22 protein-coding genes and 1 pseudogene are annotated in these 18756 nt (G+C 59.4%); 5 read left to right on the forward strand and 18 right to left on the reverse strand.

Annotation, left to right across the window (positions count from 1 at the left end; all coding sequences use genetic code 11):
- Positions 1-7: 7 nt before the first annotated feature.
- Positions 8-406 carry a Fur family transcriptional regulator gene (locus MJQ68_RS12125; protein ID WP_238751384.1) on the reverse strand — a complete coding sequence of 133 codons (399 nt, stop codon included), beginning with the start codon at positions 404-406 and terminating at the stop codon, positions 8-10.
- A 72-nt stretch (positions 407-478) separates the two neighbouring features.
- Between MJQ68_RS12125 and MJQ68_RS12130 the strand changes: the two genes are divergently transcribed.
- Positions 479-1051, forward strand: a complete 573-nt coding sequence (locus MJQ68_RS12130) for a type 1 periplasmic binding fold superfamily protein (RefSeq protein ID WP_238751385.1) — start codon at positions 479-481, stop codon at positions 1049-1051.
- Between the two features lie 52 nt (positions 1052-1103).
- Here MJQ68_RS12130 and MJQ68_RS12135 read toward each other — a convergent pair whose 3' ends face one another.
- The gene (locus tag MJQ68_RS12135) at positions 1104-2105 is read right to left on the reverse strand and encodes a YihY/virulence factor BrkB family protein (protein ID WP_238751386.1); all 1002 of its coding nucleotides are present in this window, start codon (positions 2103-2105) and stop codon (positions 1104-1106) included.
- Positions 2095-2508, reverse strand: a complete 414-nt coding sequence (locus MJQ68_RS12140; protein WP_238751387.1) for an acyl-CoA thioesterase — start codon at positions 2506-2508, stop codon at positions 2095-2097. The genes MJQ68_RS12135 and MJQ68_RS12140 overlap by 11 nt, the downstream gene beginning before the upstream one ends.
- Positions 2509-2704: 196 nt before the next feature.
- Here MJQ68_RS12140 and MJQ68_RS18035 point away from each other — a divergent pair.
- Positions 2705-2902: pseudogene (locus tag MJQ68_RS18035) on the forward strand (TM2 domain-containing protein); the annotation flags it as partial.
- Between the two features lie 641 nt (positions 2903-3543).
- Here the strand turns inward: MJQ68_RS18035 and MJQ68_RS12150 are convergent.
- From MJQ68_RS12150 to MJQ68_RS12210, 14 genes are all read right to left on the reverse strand, one after another.
- A complete protein-coding gene (locus tag MJQ68_RS12150; protein ID WP_238751389.1) occupies positions 3544-4821 on the reverse strand; it encodes a metal-dependent hydrolase family protein in 1278 nt (425 codons plus the stop codon).
- A 41-nt stretch (positions 4822-4862) separates the two neighbouring features.
- Entirely contained in the window at positions 4863-5885 is a 1023-nt protein-coding gene (locus MJQ68_RS12155) for an LLM class flavin-dependent oxidoreductase (protein ID WP_238751390.1), read from the reverse strand.
- Between the two features lie 113 nt (positions 5886-5998).
- Positions 5999-6595 carry a 50S ribosomal protein L17 gene (gene rplQ / locus MJQ68_RS18040; protein WP_238751391.1) on the reverse strand — a complete coding sequence of 199 codons (597 nt, stop codon included), beginning with the start codon at positions 6593-6595 and terminating at the stop codon, positions 5999-6001.
- 135 nt (positions 6596-6730) lie between these two features.
- The gene (locus tag MJQ68_RS12165; protein WP_238751392.1) at positions 6731-7732 is read right to left on the reverse strand and encodes a DNA-directed RNA polymerase subunit alpha; all 1002 of its coding nucleotides are present in this window, start codon (positions 7730-7732) and stop codon (positions 6731-6733) included.
- 168 nt (positions 7733-7900) lie between these two features.
- A complete protein-coding gene (gene rpsD / locus MJQ68_RS12170; RefSeq protein ID WP_238751393.1) occupies positions 7901-8515 on the reverse strand; it encodes a 30S ribosomal protein S4 in 615 nt (204 codons plus the stop codon).
- A gap of 21 nt (positions 8516-8536) precedes the next feature.
- Positions 8537-8665: a hypothetical protein gene (locus tag MJQ68_RS17940; RefSeq protein WP_264759008.1), complete on the reverse strand. Its 129-nt coding sequence runs from the start codon at positions 8663-8665 to the stop codon at positions 8537-8539.
- A gap of 13 nt (positions 8666-8678) precedes the next feature.
- On the reverse strand, positions 8679-9080 hold the full coding sequence (gene rpsK, locus MJQ68_RS12175) for a 30S ribosomal protein S11 (protein WP_238751394.1): 402 nt from the start codon (positions 9078-9080) through the stop codon (positions 8679-8681).
- Complete coding sequence (gene rpsM / locus MJQ68_RS12180; RefSeq protein WP_238751395.1) at positions 9080-9457, reverse strand: 30S ribosomal protein S13; 378 nt, start codon at positions 9455-9457, stop codon at positions 9080-9082. The genes rpsK and rpsM overlap by 1 nt, the downstream gene beginning before the upstream one ends.
- A gap of 9 nt (positions 9458-9466) precedes the next feature.
- Positions 9467-9583, reverse strand: coding sequence for a 50S ribosomal protein L36 (rpmJ, locus tag MJQ68_RS12185; protein WP_183496124.1), 117 nt, complete (start codon positions 9581-9583; stop codon positions 9467-9469).
- A gap of 34 nt (positions 9584-9617) precedes the next feature.
- On the reverse strand, positions 9618-9836 hold the full coding sequence (infA, locus tag MJQ68_RS12190; RefSeq protein ID WP_099105792.1) for a translation initiation factor IF-1: 219 nt from the start codon (positions 9834-9836) through the stop codon (positions 9618-9620).
- A gap of 126 nt (positions 9837-9962) precedes the next feature.
- Positions 9963-10817 (reverse strand): type I methionyl aminopeptidase, encoded by an 855-nt coding sequence (gene map, locus MJQ68_RS12195; protein ID WP_238751396.1) that lies wholly within the window; start codon positions 10815-10817, stop codon positions 9963-9965.
- 140 nt (positions 10818-10957) lie between these two features.
- Positions 10958-11617 (reverse strand): ATP-binding cassette domain-containing protein, encoded by a 660-nt coding sequence (locus MJQ68_RS12200; protein ID WP_238751397.1) that lies wholly within the window; start codon positions 11615-11617, stop codon positions 10958-10960.
- Positions 11614-11856: a hypothetical protein gene (locus tag MJQ68_RS12205; RefSeq protein WP_238751398.1), complete on the reverse strand. Its 243-nt coding sequence runs from the start codon at positions 11854-11856 to the stop codon at positions 11614-11616. Before MJQ68_RS12205 ends, MJQ68_RS12200 begins: the two co-directional genes overlap by 4 nt.
- Before the next feature lie 108 nt (positions 11857-11964).
- Entirely contained in the window at positions 11965-12492 is a 528-nt protein-coding gene (locus MJQ68_RS12210; RefSeq protein WP_238751399.1) for a GNAT family N-acetyltransferase, read from the reverse strand.
- Between the two features lie 75 nt (positions 12493-12567).
- Between MJQ68_RS12210 and MJQ68_RS12215 the strand changes: the two genes are divergently transcribed.
- The 3 genes from MJQ68_RS12215 (at position 12568) to MJQ68_RS12225 (ending at position 17426) form a co-directional block, all read left to right on the forward strand.
- On the forward strand, positions 12568-13353 hold the full coding sequence (locus MJQ68_RS12215; protein ID WP_238751400.1) for a ParA family protein: 786 nt from the start codon (positions 12568-12570) through the stop codon (positions 13351-13353).
- A gap of 193 nt (positions 13354-13546) precedes the next feature.
- Entirely contained in the window at positions 13547-15052 is a 1506-nt protein-coding gene (locus MJQ68_RS12220; RefSeq protein WP_238751401.1) for a hypothetical protein, read from the forward strand.
- A gap of 232 nt (positions 15053-15284) precedes the next feature.
- A complete protein-coding gene (locus MJQ68_RS12225) occupies positions 15285-17426 on the forward strand; it encodes a T9SS type A sorting domain-containing protein (protein ID WP_238751402.1) in 2142 nt (713 codons plus the stop codon).
- A 33-nt stretch (positions 17427-17459) separates the two neighbouring features.
- Here the strand turns inward: MJQ68_RS12225 and MJQ68_RS12230 are convergent, their stop codons facing one another.
- On the reverse strand, positions 17460-18749 hold the full coding sequence (locus MJQ68_RS12230) for a metal-dependent hydrolase family protein (protein WP_238751403.1): 1290 nt from the start codon (positions 18747-18749) through the stop codon (positions 17460-17462).
- Between the last annotated feature and the right edge of the window lie 7 nt (positions 18750-18756).

The raw sequence follows: 18756 nt of genomic DNA on the forward strand, positions 1-18756 counted from the left end.
GTTGCCATCAGTTTGCTTCTGCAAGGGCCGAGCAGCTATTGCACGTTCCGGAGAGCGTGACATTGTAGTTTTCTACCCGATAGCCCTCCGGCAAACTAAAGGCTACCTGCTCGGGCAGGCACTCTACACGGTCACATACCAGACAGCGAAAGTGAAGGTGGCCGTGTGCCGCAGTATCGTGTGCGCAGCCATCTGCGCAACTGGCGAAATACTGGCGACCGTCGTCGGCCACGATCCGGTGCGCTAAGCCATCGGCCACGAAGCGGTTGAGAATGCGGTAGATCGTCACGCGGTTGATATCGGTAGGCAGCTTCGCGGAAATGTCATCGTGGCTCAGGGCCGTAGACTCGCGGCGAAGCAGGTCGAGTAGTTGAGTCTGAGCTTCAGTTCTGCGGCGAGATGACATGATTAAATTTATAGCAACAATGTTGCATTAACGAAAATTAGGTATACCTTGCGGTAAAATAACCACTCGCGCATGTACCGACCACCTACTACCTACTTTATGCTATTCGCGCTCATCCTGTTCGCAGTAAGCTGCGGCGATGACGACGATCCCATAATACCTAACGAGGAAGAGCTGATCACCGATCTGATCTACACGCTAGTACCCAACAGTGGAACCGGCGGAACGGTTACCTTCAGTTTCCAGGATCGTGATGGCGACGGCGGCCAACCCCCCGTAATCGCTACCAACGGTACCCTCGTACCCAATACGGTATACCTCGGCACCGTTCAACTGCTCGATGCATCCGACCCCTCCGACGTGGAAGACATCACGCTCGAAGTCGCCGAAGAAGACGAGGAGCATCAGTTCTTCTACCAGACCGCCACCGCGCTGGACGTCACCGTCGACTACGCGGACGCCGACGCCGATGGCAACCCCATCGGTATCCGCACTACCCTCACCACGGGCGCCTCGTCTAGTGGCGACATGACGATCATCCTCCGCCACGAGCCCAATAAAACGGCCGCCGGCATCTCCATCAGCAATCCTACACCCGCAGGAGGTGCTACCGATGTGGAGACTACGTTCCAGGTCGCCTTTTAGGGAACGTTTCCCCGCACCCGCGACCCCGCCCCCCTAACCAGCCGAAGGCGTCTTACTCCTCCTCTGCCTCCTCCATCCCCAACGTCAGATCCCGGTGCACCGCGATGGCCGCGTTGAGCTCGAAGCCGATGATCAGGATCAGCGCGTTGAGCTGTAGCCACAGCATGACGATGATGATGGTGGCAATGGAGCCGTAGAACTTGGTGTAGGTATCGTAGCGGTTGAAGCCGTCGATGTAGAAGCTGAAGGCGACCGACGTGGCCAGGCTCAGGATGGTAGCCAGTGTCACCCCCGGCGAGACGTAGCTGAAGCGCTGGATGGTCGCCGCCCCGTAGCGGTACAGGCTGCCGATGATGATGTAGTAGAGCGACAGCATGGTCACCCAGCGCACCAGGTTGATGAGAAAGACCGAAAAGCCGCCCAGCTCCAGCCAGCTGTCGATCCAGCCGATGAAGGTGTCGCCGACGATGACCAGCATGACGCTGGCCACGATGAAGAGGAAGATGAGAAAGGTCAGTCCGGCCGCCACCATGCGCTTGCGCAGAAAGCCCCGCTGGCGAAATACCTTGACGTAGCTCTTTTCAAAAGCCTGCATGAGGGCGATCATGCCATTGCTGGAAAAGTAGATGGCCAGCAGAAAGCCGAAACTGAGCAGACCGATCTTGGGTGAGTTGGTCACGTCCTGCACGAAGCCGAACAGGATATCGCCGGCCTGCCCCGGCATGACCCGTTTGATCTCTTCGTACAGGGTCATGTTGAAGTTCTCCAGCTCGGGGAACCAGATGGCCAGCAGGTCCAGCACGAAGGGCGTAAGGGTGAACAGCGTCAGGATTGAGGGGAAGAGCGACAGGAAGAAACTGAAGGCCACACTATTGGCCCGCGTAAAGAGGTCGTCGCGCGTGGCCTCGTTGATCACGAAGACCACCACATCATAGATCGGTACGCCCTTGAAGCCGATGAAGCTGTTCTCCTTGGCGTACTTCGTCAGGCCGATCACCCAGGGGTGCTCGGTGAAGTAGCGGGTAAAGGCGTGGATGTCGAACTTAGGCTTCAAAGTAGGGACGTAAGACCTGCAGCAGGTAGTCGGGGGCATGCACCGTCCGCTGGGTCTTGACCGCTACAAAACACAGCTTGACCGACCCACCGTTCACCAATTTACCCTTTTCGTTGTGAATTTCGAGGTGGAAGGTGATCGTACGGTCCGGCATGCGCCGTAAGGTAGTCGTGATTGTGAGCACTTCGTCGTAGTGTGCCGGCCGCACGAACCGCTGGTTGAGGCTCATCACCGGCATCATGATGCCCTCCTCCCCCTCCATATCGGCGTAGTTCAGGCCCAGATCGCGCAGCATCTCCGCCCGCCCGATCTCGTACAGCAGCGCATAGCGGCCATAGTAGAGGTAGCCCATCTGGTCGGTCTCGCCGTAGCGTACGCGGTGGGTAGTGGTGGTAGTTAGCAAGGGGTTAGGGAGTTAAGGGGGTTAAGGGGGTTAAGGGTATGAGGTGCCGGAGGCGGAACGGGGGGCGGGGCCGCGGGTGCGGTGTGGGTCGATTATCTACCGATTCGTGTTGTACGTCGAATTCCCGGTGGCTTCCCTCCGATCGGCGGCAGATGTCCCAACCTTTCGCATCCGATCAGGCGTTTTACCAGCAGCAATGAAAGACAAAACGACAGCCGGCATTCTGGCGCTCATTTTTGGTGGCCTCGGGGTGCACCGTTTTTACCTCGGACAGGTGGGCAGGGGACTACTGTACCTGTTCTTCATCTGGACCTTCATTCCCACCATCATCTCCATGATCGACGGGATCATTTTCCTGACTCAGAGCGAGGACAAGTTTGACCGAAAGTACAATCCAGCCGAGTACTACGCCAGCTTGCAGCGGCAGCAAGCACAGCAGCAGGTCATCTACGTCGCGCCCGTTGTCCCGCCCCCGGCGACCAAACATGTAGTGCGCACTCCGGAACCAAAGCTGGATCCCTTCCGCGTCAGTGGCGATCGGAAGTACCAACAGTATGATTTTGACGGGGCCATGGAAGATTACCGCAAGTCGCTGAACGTGGATCCGCGGCAGGGGGAAGTCCACTACAAACTGGCTGCGCTGCACAGTATTCACGAGGATACCGCGGCTGCCCTTCGTCATCTATCCCTAGCACTGGAGCACGGCTTTTACGACTTCGATGCCATCGAGCAGAACGATCACCTGGCGTACTTACGGTCTACGCCGGAGTTTCACGCCTTCAAGTCGAATGGCTACCGGATGCCGCCCGTAGCTAGTGCGCCGCCGGTCACGCCACCCACCGAGGAGCAACCTGCGGAAACCCTGGAACTTTCTGATGATCTGATTACGCGGATCGAGCGGCTGGCCCGGCTGAAAGACGATGGTATCCTTACCGAGGAGTCGTTCGAGCGGGAGAAGGTTAAGATCCTGCGGTCGTAGGCGTGGTCAGTCTAAACGCAGATTCAGGCAGATTTTGTCGCAGATTATCGCGGATTTTATGGGTGGGGTAGGGGGACGGGCACGCCTTTCTGCATGACGTAGACCACTTGACGTAGGGCGGAAATATCAGTGGTGGGGTCGCCCTGGACGATCACCAGATCAGCTAGTAGGCCAGGAGTGATGCGACCCAGGCGATCGGCCAGGTCGAATACATCGGCATTGCCGGAGGTGACGGAGCGGAGTACCTCGAGGGGAGACATGCCGTAGTCGACCATCAGCTCAAGCTCGCGCACGTTGTCGCCGTGGGGGAAGACACCTACGTCGCCACCGGCTACAATGGTGACGCCCGCAGCCAGGGCATCGGAAAAGGACTGACGCTTCTGGACGACGCGCTCCGGCTCGGGGTCCGTGTCCTTATGCCAGCCGCGGTACTGTAGGATAGCGTCGCCGGCGGCCAGGGTGGGGCAGAGGGCTACACCGCGTTCCGCCATCAGGGCGAATACTTCAGGGGTGCCACCGTCTCCGTGTTCGATGGTGGATACACCGGCCAGGGTGGCGCGGCGCATGCCCTCGGCGGTGGCGGCGTGGGCTACTACGGGGCGGCCACTGCTTTCGGCCAGTTCTACGATCAGGGCCAGTTCGCGCTCGGTGAAGGTGGGCTGTGCGCTGCCGTCGGGGCCCCAACGGTAATCGGCGTAAACCTTGATCACATCGGCGCCGTGGCCAATCTGGTCGCGGACTACGCGGGTGAGCTCGTCCTGTCCGTCAGCTACCTCGGCACCAAGGGGCACGGTAACGTGCTCAGCGTACCCACCGGGACCGTAACTACCCGTGGCTACGATGGCCTTGCCCGCCACTAGTAAGCGGGGACCGGGGATGACCCCCTTCTCGATGGCCTGCTTGAGTCCTACGTCCGCATACCCCGCTCCCTCCGAACCCAGGTCACGCACGGTAGTGAAGCCGGCCTGCAGCGTACGCCGCGCATGTTCCCCGCCGCGGATGGCCCGCTCGGCGTGGGATTCCAGGAGGACCTGGTCAGTCCAGGAGGTTTCATTGTAGGGATGTAGCAGTAGGTGAGCGTGCCCCTCGATCATGCCGGGCAGTAGGGTGCCCCCGGGGAAATCGCGAACTGTACAGCCGGCGGGCGCACGTAGGCTCCCTGCCTCTGCCACTTGGGCGATCGTATCGTGTAGCAGCAGTACGGCCAGGTCTTCGTGCAGCGTGGTACCGTCAAATACGTACTGTGGAGTGATGAGCGTACAGCTGTCCTGGGCCGTCAGGCTAGCGCACAGGAGGAAAAGACAATAGCTCAACGTGGTATAGGGTAGGGGCATGGAAGCAAGATAAGCCTGCCCACCACGCTATGGCAGCCTGACTAGCTATTGACCCGCGGGATCACCTGCTCTCCAATCAGCCTGATCGCATTCATTTGCTGCTCGTGCGTCAGGTCAGCTACCCCCATTTGCAAACTGAAGCGGGTAACCCCACCGAGTGCCTTACTGTGCCGGAGCATCTTCTCGGCTACTTCTTCCGGTCCGCCGACCACGAGTGCGCCGAGCTTACCGCGCTGTGCATCGAAGTGACCCCGGGTGATCGGCGCCCAGCCGCGCTCCTTACCGATACGGGTCATCTGTCGGGCATATCCGGGGAAGAACTCGTCGGCAGCCTGCTCGGTGGAGTCCGCCACATAGCCCAGCGAATGCAGCCCTACCTCCAGGGTGTCCAGATCGTGACCGGCGCGCTCGGCCGCCGCCCAGTACATATCGACCAGGGGACGGAAGCGGTGCGTCTCCCCACCGATTACGGCCACCATCAGGGGCAAACCCAGCGTACCCGCCCGGGCAAAGGAAGCCGGGGTACCGCCTACCCCGACCCAGATCGGCAGCTTATTGACCGGACGCGGATAGATCGGCTGGTCGTTCAGGGGTGCACGGAACCGGCCGGACCAGGTGACCCGCTCGTTGTCGCGAATCTTCAGGAGCAAGCCTAGTTTCTCAACGAACAATTCGTCGTAGTTGCCGAGGTCCAGGCCGAAGAGCGGGAAGGCATCGATGAATGAGCCACGGCCTACCACCATCTCCGCACGCCCATTGGAGATCAGGTCCAGGGTAGCGTAACTCTGGAATACCCGTACGGGGTCGGCCGCACTCAGTACGGTCACGGCACTGCTGAGCTTAATCTGGCTGGTCCGACTGGCGGCCGCTGCGAGAATGGTCACCGGTGAGGAATCGAAAAACTCCTTTCGGTGGTGCTCTCCCATACCGAAAAGGTGCAGTCCGCTCTTGTCCGCCTGCTCAATTCGCTCCAGCAGTTCCGCCATGGACTGCTGTGCGTGGACTACCGCATCCGTCTGCGGATCCAGTACGCTGGCGCCAAAATCGTCGATACCAATTTCCATAGTAGGTGTATTTAATGTATCAACACACGATAGGATACGAAGTTGCCCCAACAGAAAAGCCCGGAACTGCAGGCAGTTCCGGGCTTTAAGTAAGCTAGGTGAAATAGTATAGACTATTCCTCTTCGCTGGTAGTAGCGTCGGCTACGTCCGGTGTCTTGGGGGCTTTAGGCTCCTCCGCTACGGGTGCGGCAGCGGCTGCGATGGGTGCTGCGGCGGGCTTATCCGCTACATCGGCCGTGCTAGTCGGTGCGGCTGCCTGGCTGGCATCACTGCTGCCTCCCTTGCCTCCACGACGGCGACGGCTGCGACGGGTCTTACCGGCAGACTTCGTTCCGTCCTTATCGTATACATCGTTAAAGTCGACCAATTCGATCATGGCCATCTCCGCGCCGTCTCCCAGACGGAAGCCCGTCTTGATGACGCGCAGGTAGCCGCCGGGACGGTCACCGATCTTGTCGGCAATGGTGCTGAAGAGCTCCGTAACGGCCTCCTTGTCCTGCAGGTAGCTAAAGACCACACGCCGGTTGTGCGTGTCGTTGCTCTTGGACTTGGTGAACAGGGGCTCGGCGTACTTGCGCAGCGCCTTGGCCTTCGCCAGCGTCGTATTGATCCGCTTGTGCGTGATCAGGGCGATGGTGAGGTTGCGCAGAAGGGCCTTGCGGTGGGCGCTGGTGCGACTTAAGTGATTAATTCTCTTACCGTGACGCATGTCAGGATGAAATTGGCCGGCACCACGCACCTTCGCCTCCTGGGCAGCTCGGGCAACTGCGAGGGAGAAGGGGTTAGTACCGCTGGTTTATTGGAAATAAACTACACTGTGGTCAGTGACCCGAATTCAATACTACTATTCTTCGTCGAGCTTGTACTTGCTCAGGTCCATGCCGAAGGTCAGGCCCTTCTCTACTAGTAGCTCTTCGATCTCCACGAGGGACTTCTTACCGAAGTTGCGGAACTTGAGGAGCTCGTGGGTATCGTAGCGGACCAGTTCGCCGAGGCTGTTGATCTTGGCGGCCTTGAGGCAGTTGTAGGCGCGTACCGAGAGGTCGAGGTCTTCGAGGCTGGTCTTAAGCAGCTTGCGCATGTGCAGGATGTGCTCGTCGACGATGGTCTCTTCCCGAGCACTGGTGCTCTGGAATTCGATGGGCTCGTCGGTGATCAGCATCAGGTGCTGGATCAGGATACGGGCGGCTTCGCGTACGGCATCCTCGGGGTGGATGGTACCGTCGGTCTTGACCTCTAGGATCAGGTTCTCGTAGTCGGTACGCTGTCCTACCCGGGTAGACTCTACGCGGTAGGCGACATTCTTGATGGGGGTGTAGATCGCGTCTACGGGGATCACGCCGATGGGGGCGTTCTTGGGCAGGTTCTCGTCTGCGGGAATGTAGCCGTACCCCTTGGTTACGGTCAGTTCGACTTCCAGGTTGACGAAGGGCTCCATGGTACAGAGCAGTAGCTCGGGGTTCATGACCTTGAACACATTGGTGTGGTCGTCGATGTCCTTAGCGGTGAACTGCTCTTTGCCGCTGATGGTGAGGTAGATCTTCTCCTCCTCCATCTCATCGTTCTCGATCTGCTGCTTCAGGCGTACCTGCTTCAGGTTGAGGATGATCTCGACGACGTCTTCCACTACGCCGCGGATGGTACCGAACTCGTGGTCGACACCGGCGATCCGTACGGCGGAGATGGCAAATCCTTCGAGGCTGCTCAGCAGCACGCGACGCAGGGAGTTACCGATGGTCTGTCCGAATCCGGGCTCCAGGGGCTTAAATTCAAAGTTGCCGTGGAACTCGTCCGACTTGCTCATCGTGATCTTGTCCGGCTTCTGGAAATTTAGGATACTGCTCATACGTTATTTGCTTGACTTAGAGTGCATTATGGCCGCGAGTGACTGGGGCGACAACACCTGGACTATAAAATTAGGTTGCCCCAACTGGCGCGCGGCCAAATCAGGGCGAGGGAAAAAGGGGTGGCAACCTGTGGTGCGGTGGCGCCGGTAGGTCGCCACCCCTTCATATTATTTCGAGTAGAGCTCGACGATCAACTGGGTGTTGATCTTCTCGGGGATGTTCTCCCGCTCGGGGTAGGCAAGGAAGGTTCCTTCCATCTTCTCGGAGCTAAAGGACAGCCAACCGTGGTTGCGCACATCGCTCTTGCCGTTCATGGTATCGCGAATGACCTCCAGGCCCTGCGACTTACCACGTACCGATACTACATCACCGGGACGGATCTGAGTGGAGGGAATATTGTTGAGCCGGCCGTTCACCATGATGTGGCGGTGGCTGACGAGCTGACGGGCAGCGCGACGGGTGGGGGCCAGACCGAGACGGAACACGATGTTGTCCAGGCGGGCTTCCAGAAACTGCAGCAACAACTCACCGGTAATACCCCGCGAGGCGGCGGCTTTCTCGAATAGGTTGCGGAACTGACGCTCGAGTACGCCGTAGGTGTACTTAGCTTTCTGCTTCTCCGTCAGCTGTAGCTTATAGTCGGAGGGTTGGCGACGGCGACCACGGCTGTTACCGTGTTGACCGGGCTTGTATTTTTTGCGTTCGAAGGCGCGGCTATAACCGAAGATCGGTTCGCCGAGTGCACGGGCTTTCTTCGCCTTGGGACCAGTATATCTAGCCATAGTGACAAGGGGGTTGAGTTGTTACTGAATGATCTCTTCCGGAGCTAGAGATATAGTAGTATCCTGCTGCATAGCGCTGACAGGTCCGGAGTGTTGGTAATTTCTCTCCTCCGATTCCTCTTCCAGGGGAGAGGGGCGAAGTCGGGGCATACCAACGATAATTTTAGACGCGGCGGCGCTTAGGTGGGCGACAGCCATTGTGGGGCATCGGGGTCACATCCTTGATCTTGGCGACGCGGATACCGGCACCGTCGATGGCGCGGATCGCAGCTTCGCGGCCACTACCGGGGCCCTTGACGTACACCTCGACGACGCGCAGACCGGCTTCGTAGGCTACGCGGGCAGCGTTGCCGGAAGCGACCTGGGCAGCGTAGGGGGTGGATTTCTTGCTACCGCGGAATTTCTCCTTACCGGCGCTACCCCAGCTGATGACGTCACCCTGCTTGTTGGTGATCGTGATGATGATGTTGTTGAAGGTAGCCTGTACGTAGGCGAGGCCTTCGTTGTCTACCTTGACCTTGCGCTTCTTTACTACGCGGCCACTGGATGCTTGACGCTTTGCCATTATTTAGTCGCTTTTTTCTTGTTCGCTACGGTCTTCCGCTTGCCCTTACGGGTACGGGCATTGGTTTGGGTACGCTGACCACGTAGGGGAAGCCCCTTACGGTGACGCAGACCACGGTAACAGCCAATGTCCATCAATCGCTTGATGTTGGTGCTTACCTCGGTACGCAGGTCACCTTCGACCTTGTACTCATTGGTGATCAGGTTAGAGATCGTACGAATGTTCTCGTCCGTCCAGTCCTGTACCTTGGTATTGTGATCTACTTCGGCGCGGTCGAGGATTTCGCCGGCGCGGGTAGCACCTACGCCGAAGACGTAGGTCAAACTAATGATGCCGCGTTTGTTACGCGGCAGGTCAACTCCTGCAATTCGTGCCATACTACTCGCTTATCCCTGCCGTTGCTTGAACTTGGGGGTCTTTTTATTGATGATGTAAACTTTGCCCTTACGCCGCACGATCTTACAATCGGCCGAGCGCTTCTTAACGGAGGGTCTAACTTTCATAATGCTTGATTTACGACCAGCGGCAGTGCTGTGGCTATTTGTACCGGTAGGTGATGCGTCCACGACTCAGGTCGTAGGGGCTCATCTCTACCGCCACCTTGTCACCGGGAAGGATTTTGATGTAGTGCATCCGCATCTTTCCCGAGATCGTGGCCTTGATTTCGTGATCGTTTTCGAGGCGAACCCGGAACATTGCGTTCGACAGAGCTTCCTCAATCACACCATCCTGCTTGATCAGGTCTTTTTTGGACATCTTTTAAATTTCGGAGGGCAAAGGTACGATTATATTTCGGACCGCCCAAGGGGGGTAAGTAAGTTTTCTCTAAGTAAAGGCCTGAGCCACCGAAGTAGTTGACTTCCAACAGCCTACTGCACTCACTTACGCCATTACTAGCGGCTGATACCGCGCTACGAGCTCCTCATCCAGGTTGTCTACCACCTTCAGATTGGGGTTATTCCGGATGGCTTCCTCGATGGGCCGGTGGTCGCTCATCAGGTCGGCGGGCGCGCCGTTGGCCGTGATCGCGATCGAGTGTTCGTAATGAGCGGCGGGGCTGCCGTCTACCGTGATGATGGTCCAGCCATCCTCGCGGCTCACCACGCTGCGCTTACCGAGCGTAATCATCGGCTCGATGGCGATGATCAGACCGGCCTTGAGTACCGGCCCGCGGCCGCGCTTGCCGAAGTTAGGTACGTCGGGCGCTTCGTGGAGGTTACGGCCCAGTCCGTGACCCACCAACTCACGCACGGCCCCGTAGCCACACTCACGTTCCGTGTAGTGCTGTACGGCGTGGCTCACGTCCCCGACGCGGTTGCCCTGCCGGGCCGCATCGATACCCAGGTACAGGCTGTGTTTGGTACGGCGGCAGAGCTCCATGGTCGGCTCCGCTACGTCGCCTACGCAGAAGGTATAGGCAGCATCCCCGTAAAACTCGTCGACGATCGTGCCACAGTCGATGGATAAAATATCCCCGTCCTCAAAGACCTGGTTCTCGTCCGGCAGACCGTGTACGACCTCTTCATTACGCGATACCAGCAGGGTGGACGGACAGCCGTACAGTCCCTTAAAGCCCGGCACGGCCCCGTGGTCGCGGATATACTCCTCGGCGAAGGTGTCGATCTGCTGTCCGGTCATGCCGGGACGCAGCAATTTGCCCACCTCGGTCAGGGTCTCGCAGACCAGGAGACAGGCGACGCGGCTGCGCTCGATCTCTTCCGGAGTCTTGTAAATCATCTTACGGCCTTTTCTGCCCATAGTGGTCGGGGTTTCAGCAGTTGTTAACGCGGAGGGGTAGGAGTAGTTGAGGGCGGGGCCGCAGGTGCGATGATTAGACCCCGTCCGACTGCTTTAGCCGGCGGACGAGGGTCCGAAGCCTAGCCAGCAGCAGTCGGTGGTAGATAATCCATAGCGATGAGATCTTCCCACCTTGCAAACGGCACAAGGCGCAAGTCATGAAGCAGGTAGTTTCGCTCCGTGATCGCTAGCATGTCCCCATACCGGTGATCGCTGATCAGGATACCCTGGGTGCGTCCCGCCTGCACGATCAGGGCGGATGCTCGCGCGGTGCCCAGGGGAGATAGTTCCGTAAAAGGTTCATCCAGTAGTTTAAACCGGCTGGGTAACGATAGCACCAAGACCAGTTCCAGCAGCCTGGCTTCTCCCCCGGATAGGTTAGCGAACCGACTATCCAGCCGCTCGGCAAATTCAGGCAAATCCTCAAGCAACTTCGCCGGCGAAAGGCCATAGAGCGATAGCAAAGTCCGCACCCGCATAGTCCGCGGATGGACCGACCGCTGGGGCAAGTAGCTGATCAGACCTGGAACGGCGAAAGGTCGCTTCGTGTAGGTGCCGTCGACAAATATGGTCGCGTAGTCCGCCTTTAATTCTCCCAGCAGGATCCGGTAGAGACAGCTCTTGCCGGCCCCGTTGCGGCCCAAAAGCCCTACGATCTCCCCCTCCCGTAGGTGCAGCACAGCGTCCCGGATAATCTCCCGCTGCCCGAAGGACAGACGGATGCTGTCGGCCCGGATCATGTGAAAACTATTAAGCCGGCAATCCACAGCAGGAGGTCCGTACTAACGGTGATCGCGGTTAACAAGCGCAGCGAAACGCCGAAGTTGAGGTAGAATACGTCACTTGGAAACTGCCGTCGGTAGTTAGCGATCATCAGGATGGCGGAGGTGATCAGCTTGAAGTAGATCAGGAACTGGAGCGCTCTCGGTCCGCGCTGCCAGTAGATTGCGAGGGAGACGGCCGTTACCATGCCGGTCACAAACCAGTAACTACGAGCAAAAACAAAAAGCAATCGGAGGCGCCGGTCAGCATCCCGCATACGGTGATGGGCTAGTGGACTACGGAGATACGGACAGCAGCAGCTTCGTTACTTACTACTAGCTGGTCGGCGCAGCAGGTAGGTCAGCCCATCCTCCGCAGAGCGGGAGTAGAGGGGGTGATCCGTATCAGTAAGCAGGGTAGCACCGAGTTTGCTCACGGCGCGCTGCGAGCGGTAATTGAACTCGTTCACGTAGAAGACCACGTCCATATCGCGGCCGAACACGTAGTCGATCAGTAGCGACTTCATGGCGCGGTTGTAGGCGGTGCCCCAGAGGCGCCGGTCGAGGAAGGTCCAGCCGATCTCCAGCGCTGTGGGGCTGATGTACTTCAGGCGGGTGCTACCGATGATGCGGTCGCCATTCCGCCGGTCGAGGACCGTGAAGGCACCGCCCGAGGCTACCGCATCGTCGAACATAGCGTCGAATACGGGGCGCTGGTAGCGATCTTTACGGCTATGCTGCTCCCAGAGCAGCTTGTCGTTGGCAACGGCGTAGAGGTCCTCGCGGTCAGCGGGCACGAGGGGCCGCAGAGTGACCAGGTCGTTCTGGAGGGTAGGCAGGGGATTGGGGAGCATGGGGGGAAAGTACGCCTTCCCGCGATGCACCGCACCGGCGGCCCCGCCCCGGCCTTTGTGCTTACCTTCGCGGCCATGGCTAAAGTCGTAGCGATTGCGAACCAGAAAGGCGGGGTAGGGAAGACCACGACGACCATCAATTTGGGGGCTTCGCTGGCTATTCTGGAGCGCCGCGTGCTCATCATCGATGCCGACCCCCAGGCCAATGCCACCAGCGGCGTAGGCATCCCGCCCGAGGAGCTGGAGGGTAGTATTTACAACGTGCTGATCAACGGCCTGGACGTCAACGAGGTCGTCTACGAAACCGAAACGCCCAATCTCCATATCGTACCCAGCAGCATCCAGCTCGTGGGAGCGGAAGTGGAGCTGATCAACCGCTTTCGCCGCGAGGACGTGCTCAAGAACAGCGTGGTGGAGCCCCTGCGCGACCAGTACGACTACATCCTGATCGACTGCCTGCCGAGCCTGGGACTACTCACCATCAATGCGCTCACGGCGGCCGACTCCGTGCTCGTGCCCGTACAGTGCGAGTACTTCGCCCTGGAGGGACTGTCGAAGCTGCAGGACACGATCAAACTGGTGCAGCAGCAGCTCAACCCCCAGCTCAAGCTAGAGGGTATTCTGCTCAGTATGTTCGACCAGCGGCTGCGCCTGGCTAACCTGGTGGTGGAGCAGGTGCGATCGACCTACGGCACCCAGGCCTTCGAGACCATCATTCACCGCAACGCCCGCATCAGCGAGGCCCCGAACATGCACATGCCCGTGGTGATGATCAATGCCGGAAGCCGCGGCGCCAAGAACTTCCTGAACCTTGCCGAGGAATTCCTGCTTAAGAACGGCGAGACTGTTACAAGGAGTTAAGGGGTGAGGGGGAGAAGGAGTTAAGGGCGGGGATGCTCGCTTCGCTCGTCGGTTCTGAGAGGTAGTCATCCACTACAGTGATGCTGTGATGACGCATCTTACGACACGACGGTCAGCGCACCTACCACGTCTGTAACGCCTCCAACGCTTGCCCTAACCCCTTAACTCCTCCACCCCCTAACCCCTTGGACACATGTCCCGAAGAAAACGCCGCAAGGCCACCCAACCCGCCCCTACCGCCCCGGCGACCAATACCCCCTCCACCGGGCGGTGGCGCTTTTTTGTGTGGATGTCCTGCTTCTTTTTCGTGGCCGGCCTGCTCGTACAGCTCGACGTGATGACCGCCTGGCCGGGTGCCGAGGGCTTTTCCCTGGCCCAGGCCGTGGGGGTGGACTACGGCCGCTACCTGCCCGCCGCCTTCAATCACATGCTGCTGGGCCTGGGGGACGGCGTAAGCGAGGCGCGTAATGCCGACTTCTTATTTCCCCGGCTGGTATCGGCGCTGTGCCTGATCCTTACCACGATATTCACCTACCGCTGGATGACGCAGCTGTTCGGTCGGCAGGTGAGTCAGCTGACGCTGCTCTGCGCGGGGGCTTCTTTCTTTCTGCCCTTCTTCGGCAAGGTGGCTACGGCGGACGCTCTGGCCCTGCTGGGGCATTCGGGTATGTTCTGGACGGTCCTGCTGTTCGGGCTCACCAAGGACCGCCGTAAACTATTTCCCTTCGGTGCCTTCGCGCTGTTGGGGGCGATCGCCGCACCGGTATCCACGCTGTTGCTTGCCCTGATGCTTGTGATCCTGGCCGTCTTTCAGCGGATGGACTATGGCTGGCAGGTACCCGCGGGTATCGCGGTGGGTATCTCCTGTCTGGTGCTACTGGTGCAGGGTCCGCAGGGCGCCAACACCTACTGGTACTACGGGCAGGAGGACAGCCGCTTGCTGGACCTGCTTTACTATGGTCTGCTGGGCATGCTGCCGCTGGCTGGCTGGCTCGTGGCGGGAGTGCGGGACCTGGCCTTTAAGGCGCAGAAATTCGAGCAATTTTCCCTCATCGTCGGTATGGCGCTGGTGGGTACGCTACTGGCGCAGTCGCTGCTCTTCATGCTCCTGCTGGCCCTGGTGGCCGGCAAGCAGATGCAGCTGTACTTCGACGGCGAGAATTACCCCTGGAAGGACTACGTCAAGACGGCTTCGGTACTGCACCTGATCCTGGCCTTCGGCGCGGCCTTCCTGCTGCTGGCGGGCGGTGGTATCGCCTTTCCGGGCGCGGGCTTCCGGGCGGCACTGGGCATGGCGGCGGCCTACTGGATCTTCAGTCTGCTCTCCACCCTGGGGGTATTCGGCGAGCGGCGCGACTTTGCCATCGGCGGATCGATACTGGCCGGACTGCTCACCATCATGTTCTTCTGGGTGCAGGTATATCCCTACCTCGAGGCCGAACGCTCCTGGCCCCGACAATTACTAAAGGAGGCAAGTTTAGCCCCCGGTAGCCTACAGTTGCCCGACGAGGCGGACGACAGCGAACTCAGTTCGGCCCTGCCGTACTTCCAGCAGGCTGGCTGGCAGCTGCGGGAGGCAGGGACATACGAATTATACCGCTACGAACTGACGGACAGTACACAGGCGGCTGCGGGCACGCAGGTGCGTGGGCGGATGATCGTGCGACCCAGTGGGTTTGGTCTGCGGGCGGTCAAATAACCGGAACTACGAGTTTAATAATTTCCGTAGAAGTGGCCGGTATACACTTGGTAACCGGATATATGTAGCTTAAACACATATAATTTCAGTTGATGTGTTATTGGTTAGGTGGCCCCTCGGATGGCGACGTATTCTGCGTCGAACCTGAGTGTTCTGACGCTAGTTGCAGCGGGTAAGAGACACTATCGTTCGTTGCCACATTTTGCAGCGGGCATCCACAAAAAACCATTTCATGCTTCGAATTTTACCTTTTTTATTCCTTGGGTTACTACCCCTGGGACACGACCTCTGTGCGCAATCACTTACCCTCATTGTCACTGCTACCAACGATGACGCACAAGCGCGCGACGCCGATCCCGGTGACGGTGTGTGTGAGGACATGGACGGCCGCTGTACCCTCCGTGCAGCCATTGACGAGGCTAACGCAAGTACCGGACTCGACGTCACCGTAGTCATTCCCGGACTACTACCCGGTAGCAATACCGGAAAGTTCACCCTTAGCCGGGTAGCCCCTAACGTAGCCTTCAACACCTACGAAGACGACAACGCATACGGCGACCTGGACCTCAACGGCAGTTTCAATTCACTACTGCTACAGGGTACCGGTACACCCGGACCCACGCTCAGTATTTCCCCCAACGACCGCATTCTCGACGTAGTGAGCGGCGGCCGGGTATCGGTCGAACGCATCCACTTTACGGGCGGCACGGCACGGGCTGGTCGCAACGGTAATTCCAACGGTTCCGGTAGCTTCGGCGTTGACGGAGAGAACGGTGCCAATGGTGGAGCCATGCGCGTGGCCCCCGGTCAGGAGGTCACCATGGATCAGGTCACCTTTAGTTCCAACTTTACACAGAGCGGTGGCAACGGTGCTGCACCGGCTTCGTCGATCGCACGTATCGACGGCGGTAACGGCGGCAGTGGCGGCAACGGCGGCGCCCTTTACATCGGTGAGGGAGCTGATGTCACCATCACACGGGGTACGTTTTCCGGCAACGGTACCGGCGATGGCGGCAGCCCCGCCTCCGGTCAGAGCAACGGCACGCCCGCCGAGGGCGGCCGGGGCGGCAACGGCGGTAACGGCGGAGCTATATACAGTGCAGGCGCACTAGAGCTCCTAAGCTGTACCATCACGGATAACCTTGGAGGTGACCCCACGGGTGGTGCCGCCGGCGTAAATGGTGGTGAACAAGGTGCTGCCGGCGAAGGCGGCTCCGGCGGTGGAATAGCCCTGGCCCGGTTCATCAATGAGGAGCAGGTCACTCAGGGTACGGCCACCCTGCTCAATACCATCGTGGCAGGAAACGTTGCCGGTGACGATACCGAAGACGGATCGCAACCTGGTACCGACTTTTACGACAACAATGGTGGAAAGCGCTTCACCTCCCAGGGGTATAACCTGATTGGGACAAAGAACGCTTCCGGCGCATTCCGCAAGAAGGAGGGCGACCGTATTGGGAATGGCGAACGGGGCATCGACCCACAGCTGAATGGCCTGAACCAGAATAGCGACGAAGCGGTACCCACTCGTCAACCCCGGTCGGGCAGTCCGGTAGTGAATACCGGCACCACCATCATGGATAATGACTTCGATGCACGCGGCTTTCTGCGTCCCGCCGGCGGGCAAGCCGACAAGGGCGCCCACGAGCGTAATTCGGAAGCTTTCGTTACCGACCTGGTCATCACGTCCTTCACCGTTGAAGGTGCTACCGAGGAGTCGGTGACGATCACCAACAACAGCGACTACCCCGCACAGATGGATGACCATGTGCTGGTCGCCTTCCCCCGTGGATACGACGACGCGGCTCCTGCCTGCCTGTCCGTCAATCTATACGGTGAGTTAGCCCCCGGGGCCACCTTTACCGTCGGCGATGCAGCCGTAAGTCCTAAAGCCCACAATCTGCGGTTAGACTTCCGGACCAACACCTGCGGAACATCGGAGGCCGACCAATTCGACGATGTCCGCGGTGCGCTTGCGATCTACAAGGGTGGCGCGACTAGCATCCAGGGATTCGTGCTTGGCAACTACGAGGACGTCCGTAAGGATCTCGTAACCTACGGGAGTTCCTCGGCCCGCATGAGTGACTCCGAATCACTGACCGCGACGTCCACTTCGCTCACCGCTACCTTACTCAGCTACCCCAATCCCGCAGACGGACTTGTCACACTGAGTATGTCGCTACCGGATGCTGGCACCTACGACCTCCGGGTACTGGATGCACAGGGAAAGAAGGTGCTACAGCGTGCAGTCGTGGCCACCGCCAACGGTGCGCAGCAGCTCGAACTGGATATGACGCAGCTACCAGGTGGTATCTACCTGATCCAGCTCACGCTTCCTACCGAAGTGCTTACTAGCAAGCTTAGCCTGAACTAAGCCCCGCACGAGCTTTAACCAGCTTACGTAGCCCTACTTCCTGCTGGAGGTAGGGCTATTTTTCATTACCACTCCTTCCTTCATCACAAACATTACCTCCCGCATCACCCCGATATCCTCCCTGGGATCACCGGGTACGGCCACCACATCCGCCAGGAAACCTACGCTTAGCTGACCGAGCTCGGCTTCCATACCCAGCACCTCGGCGGCCGTCACGGTAGCCGTGCGGATGGCCTCCAGGGGGGGGACACCCGCCTCTACCATGTACACGAACTCCCCGGCGTTATCCCCGTGCGGACTCACCCCGCTATCCGTCCCGAAGGCAATCTTCACCCCGCGGTCGTAGGCCTGCTTAAAGGTGGCCTGCAGCGCGGCGCCGATGCTCAACGCTTTGGGTACGATCACCGGTGGGAAGTAGCCCGGGATCTTGGCCTTCTCGGCTACGAATTTCCCCGCGCTTAGGGTAGGTACGTAGTACGTTCCGTGCTCGATCATTAGCGCCATGGCTTCCTCATCCATCAGGCTGCCGTGCTCGATGGTGGTGATGCCGGCGCGGATGGCCCGCTTCATCCCCTCCACGCCGTGGGCGTGGGCGGCGGTATGCATGCCATAGTCCTTGGCTGCGGCTACGATGGCCTCCAACTCTGCATCGGTGAATTGCGGACCGGACCCATCCTTTGCCACACTCAGCACCCCGCCGGTAGCAGTGATCTTGATGCAGTCGGCACCGTTCTTGTAGCGCGTCCGCACCGCCTTATAGGCTTCCTCGGGGCCGTTGATCACGCCCGCCTCCGGACCGGCATCGAAGCTCAGCTCCCGGTTTCGCCCGTTACTCGGATCGGCGTGCCCGCCCGTTGTGGCTATCGCTTTTTCGGCGGTGAAGATGCGCGGGCCCACTACGTGGCCCCGGTTGATGGCATCGCGCAGACTCACGTTTACGCCGCTCCCCCCCAGGTCGCGCACCGTAGTGAAGCCCGCCTCCAGCGTTTTGCGGCAGTACGCCGTGGCCCGCAGGGCTACGTCCGCCGGGTCCATCGTGAACCGCTCGCTGTAAGCCGTCGGACTGCTCTGGCTCTCCACGTGTACGTGCAGGTCGATCAGTCCCGGTAGCACGGTATGCGCACGCAGGTCGATCACGGCCACGCTATCGGTGGGCTCCAGGTAGCCTGCTTCCACCATGGCGATGCGGCCGTCCGTTACGACCAGGGTGTGTTCGGTCAGGACCTCCTCATCCGTACCGGTGATCAGGCGACCGCAGTGCAGGTAGGTCGTCTGGGCGAAGGCAAAAAGTGGAAGCAATAGGCAAGCGATCAGTAATTTCATACGGATC

This window comes from Neolewinella maritima, assembly GCF_923081025.1.
GTDB lineage: Bacteria > Bacteroidota > Bacteroidia > Chitinophagales > Saprospiraceae > Neolewinella > Neolewinella maritima.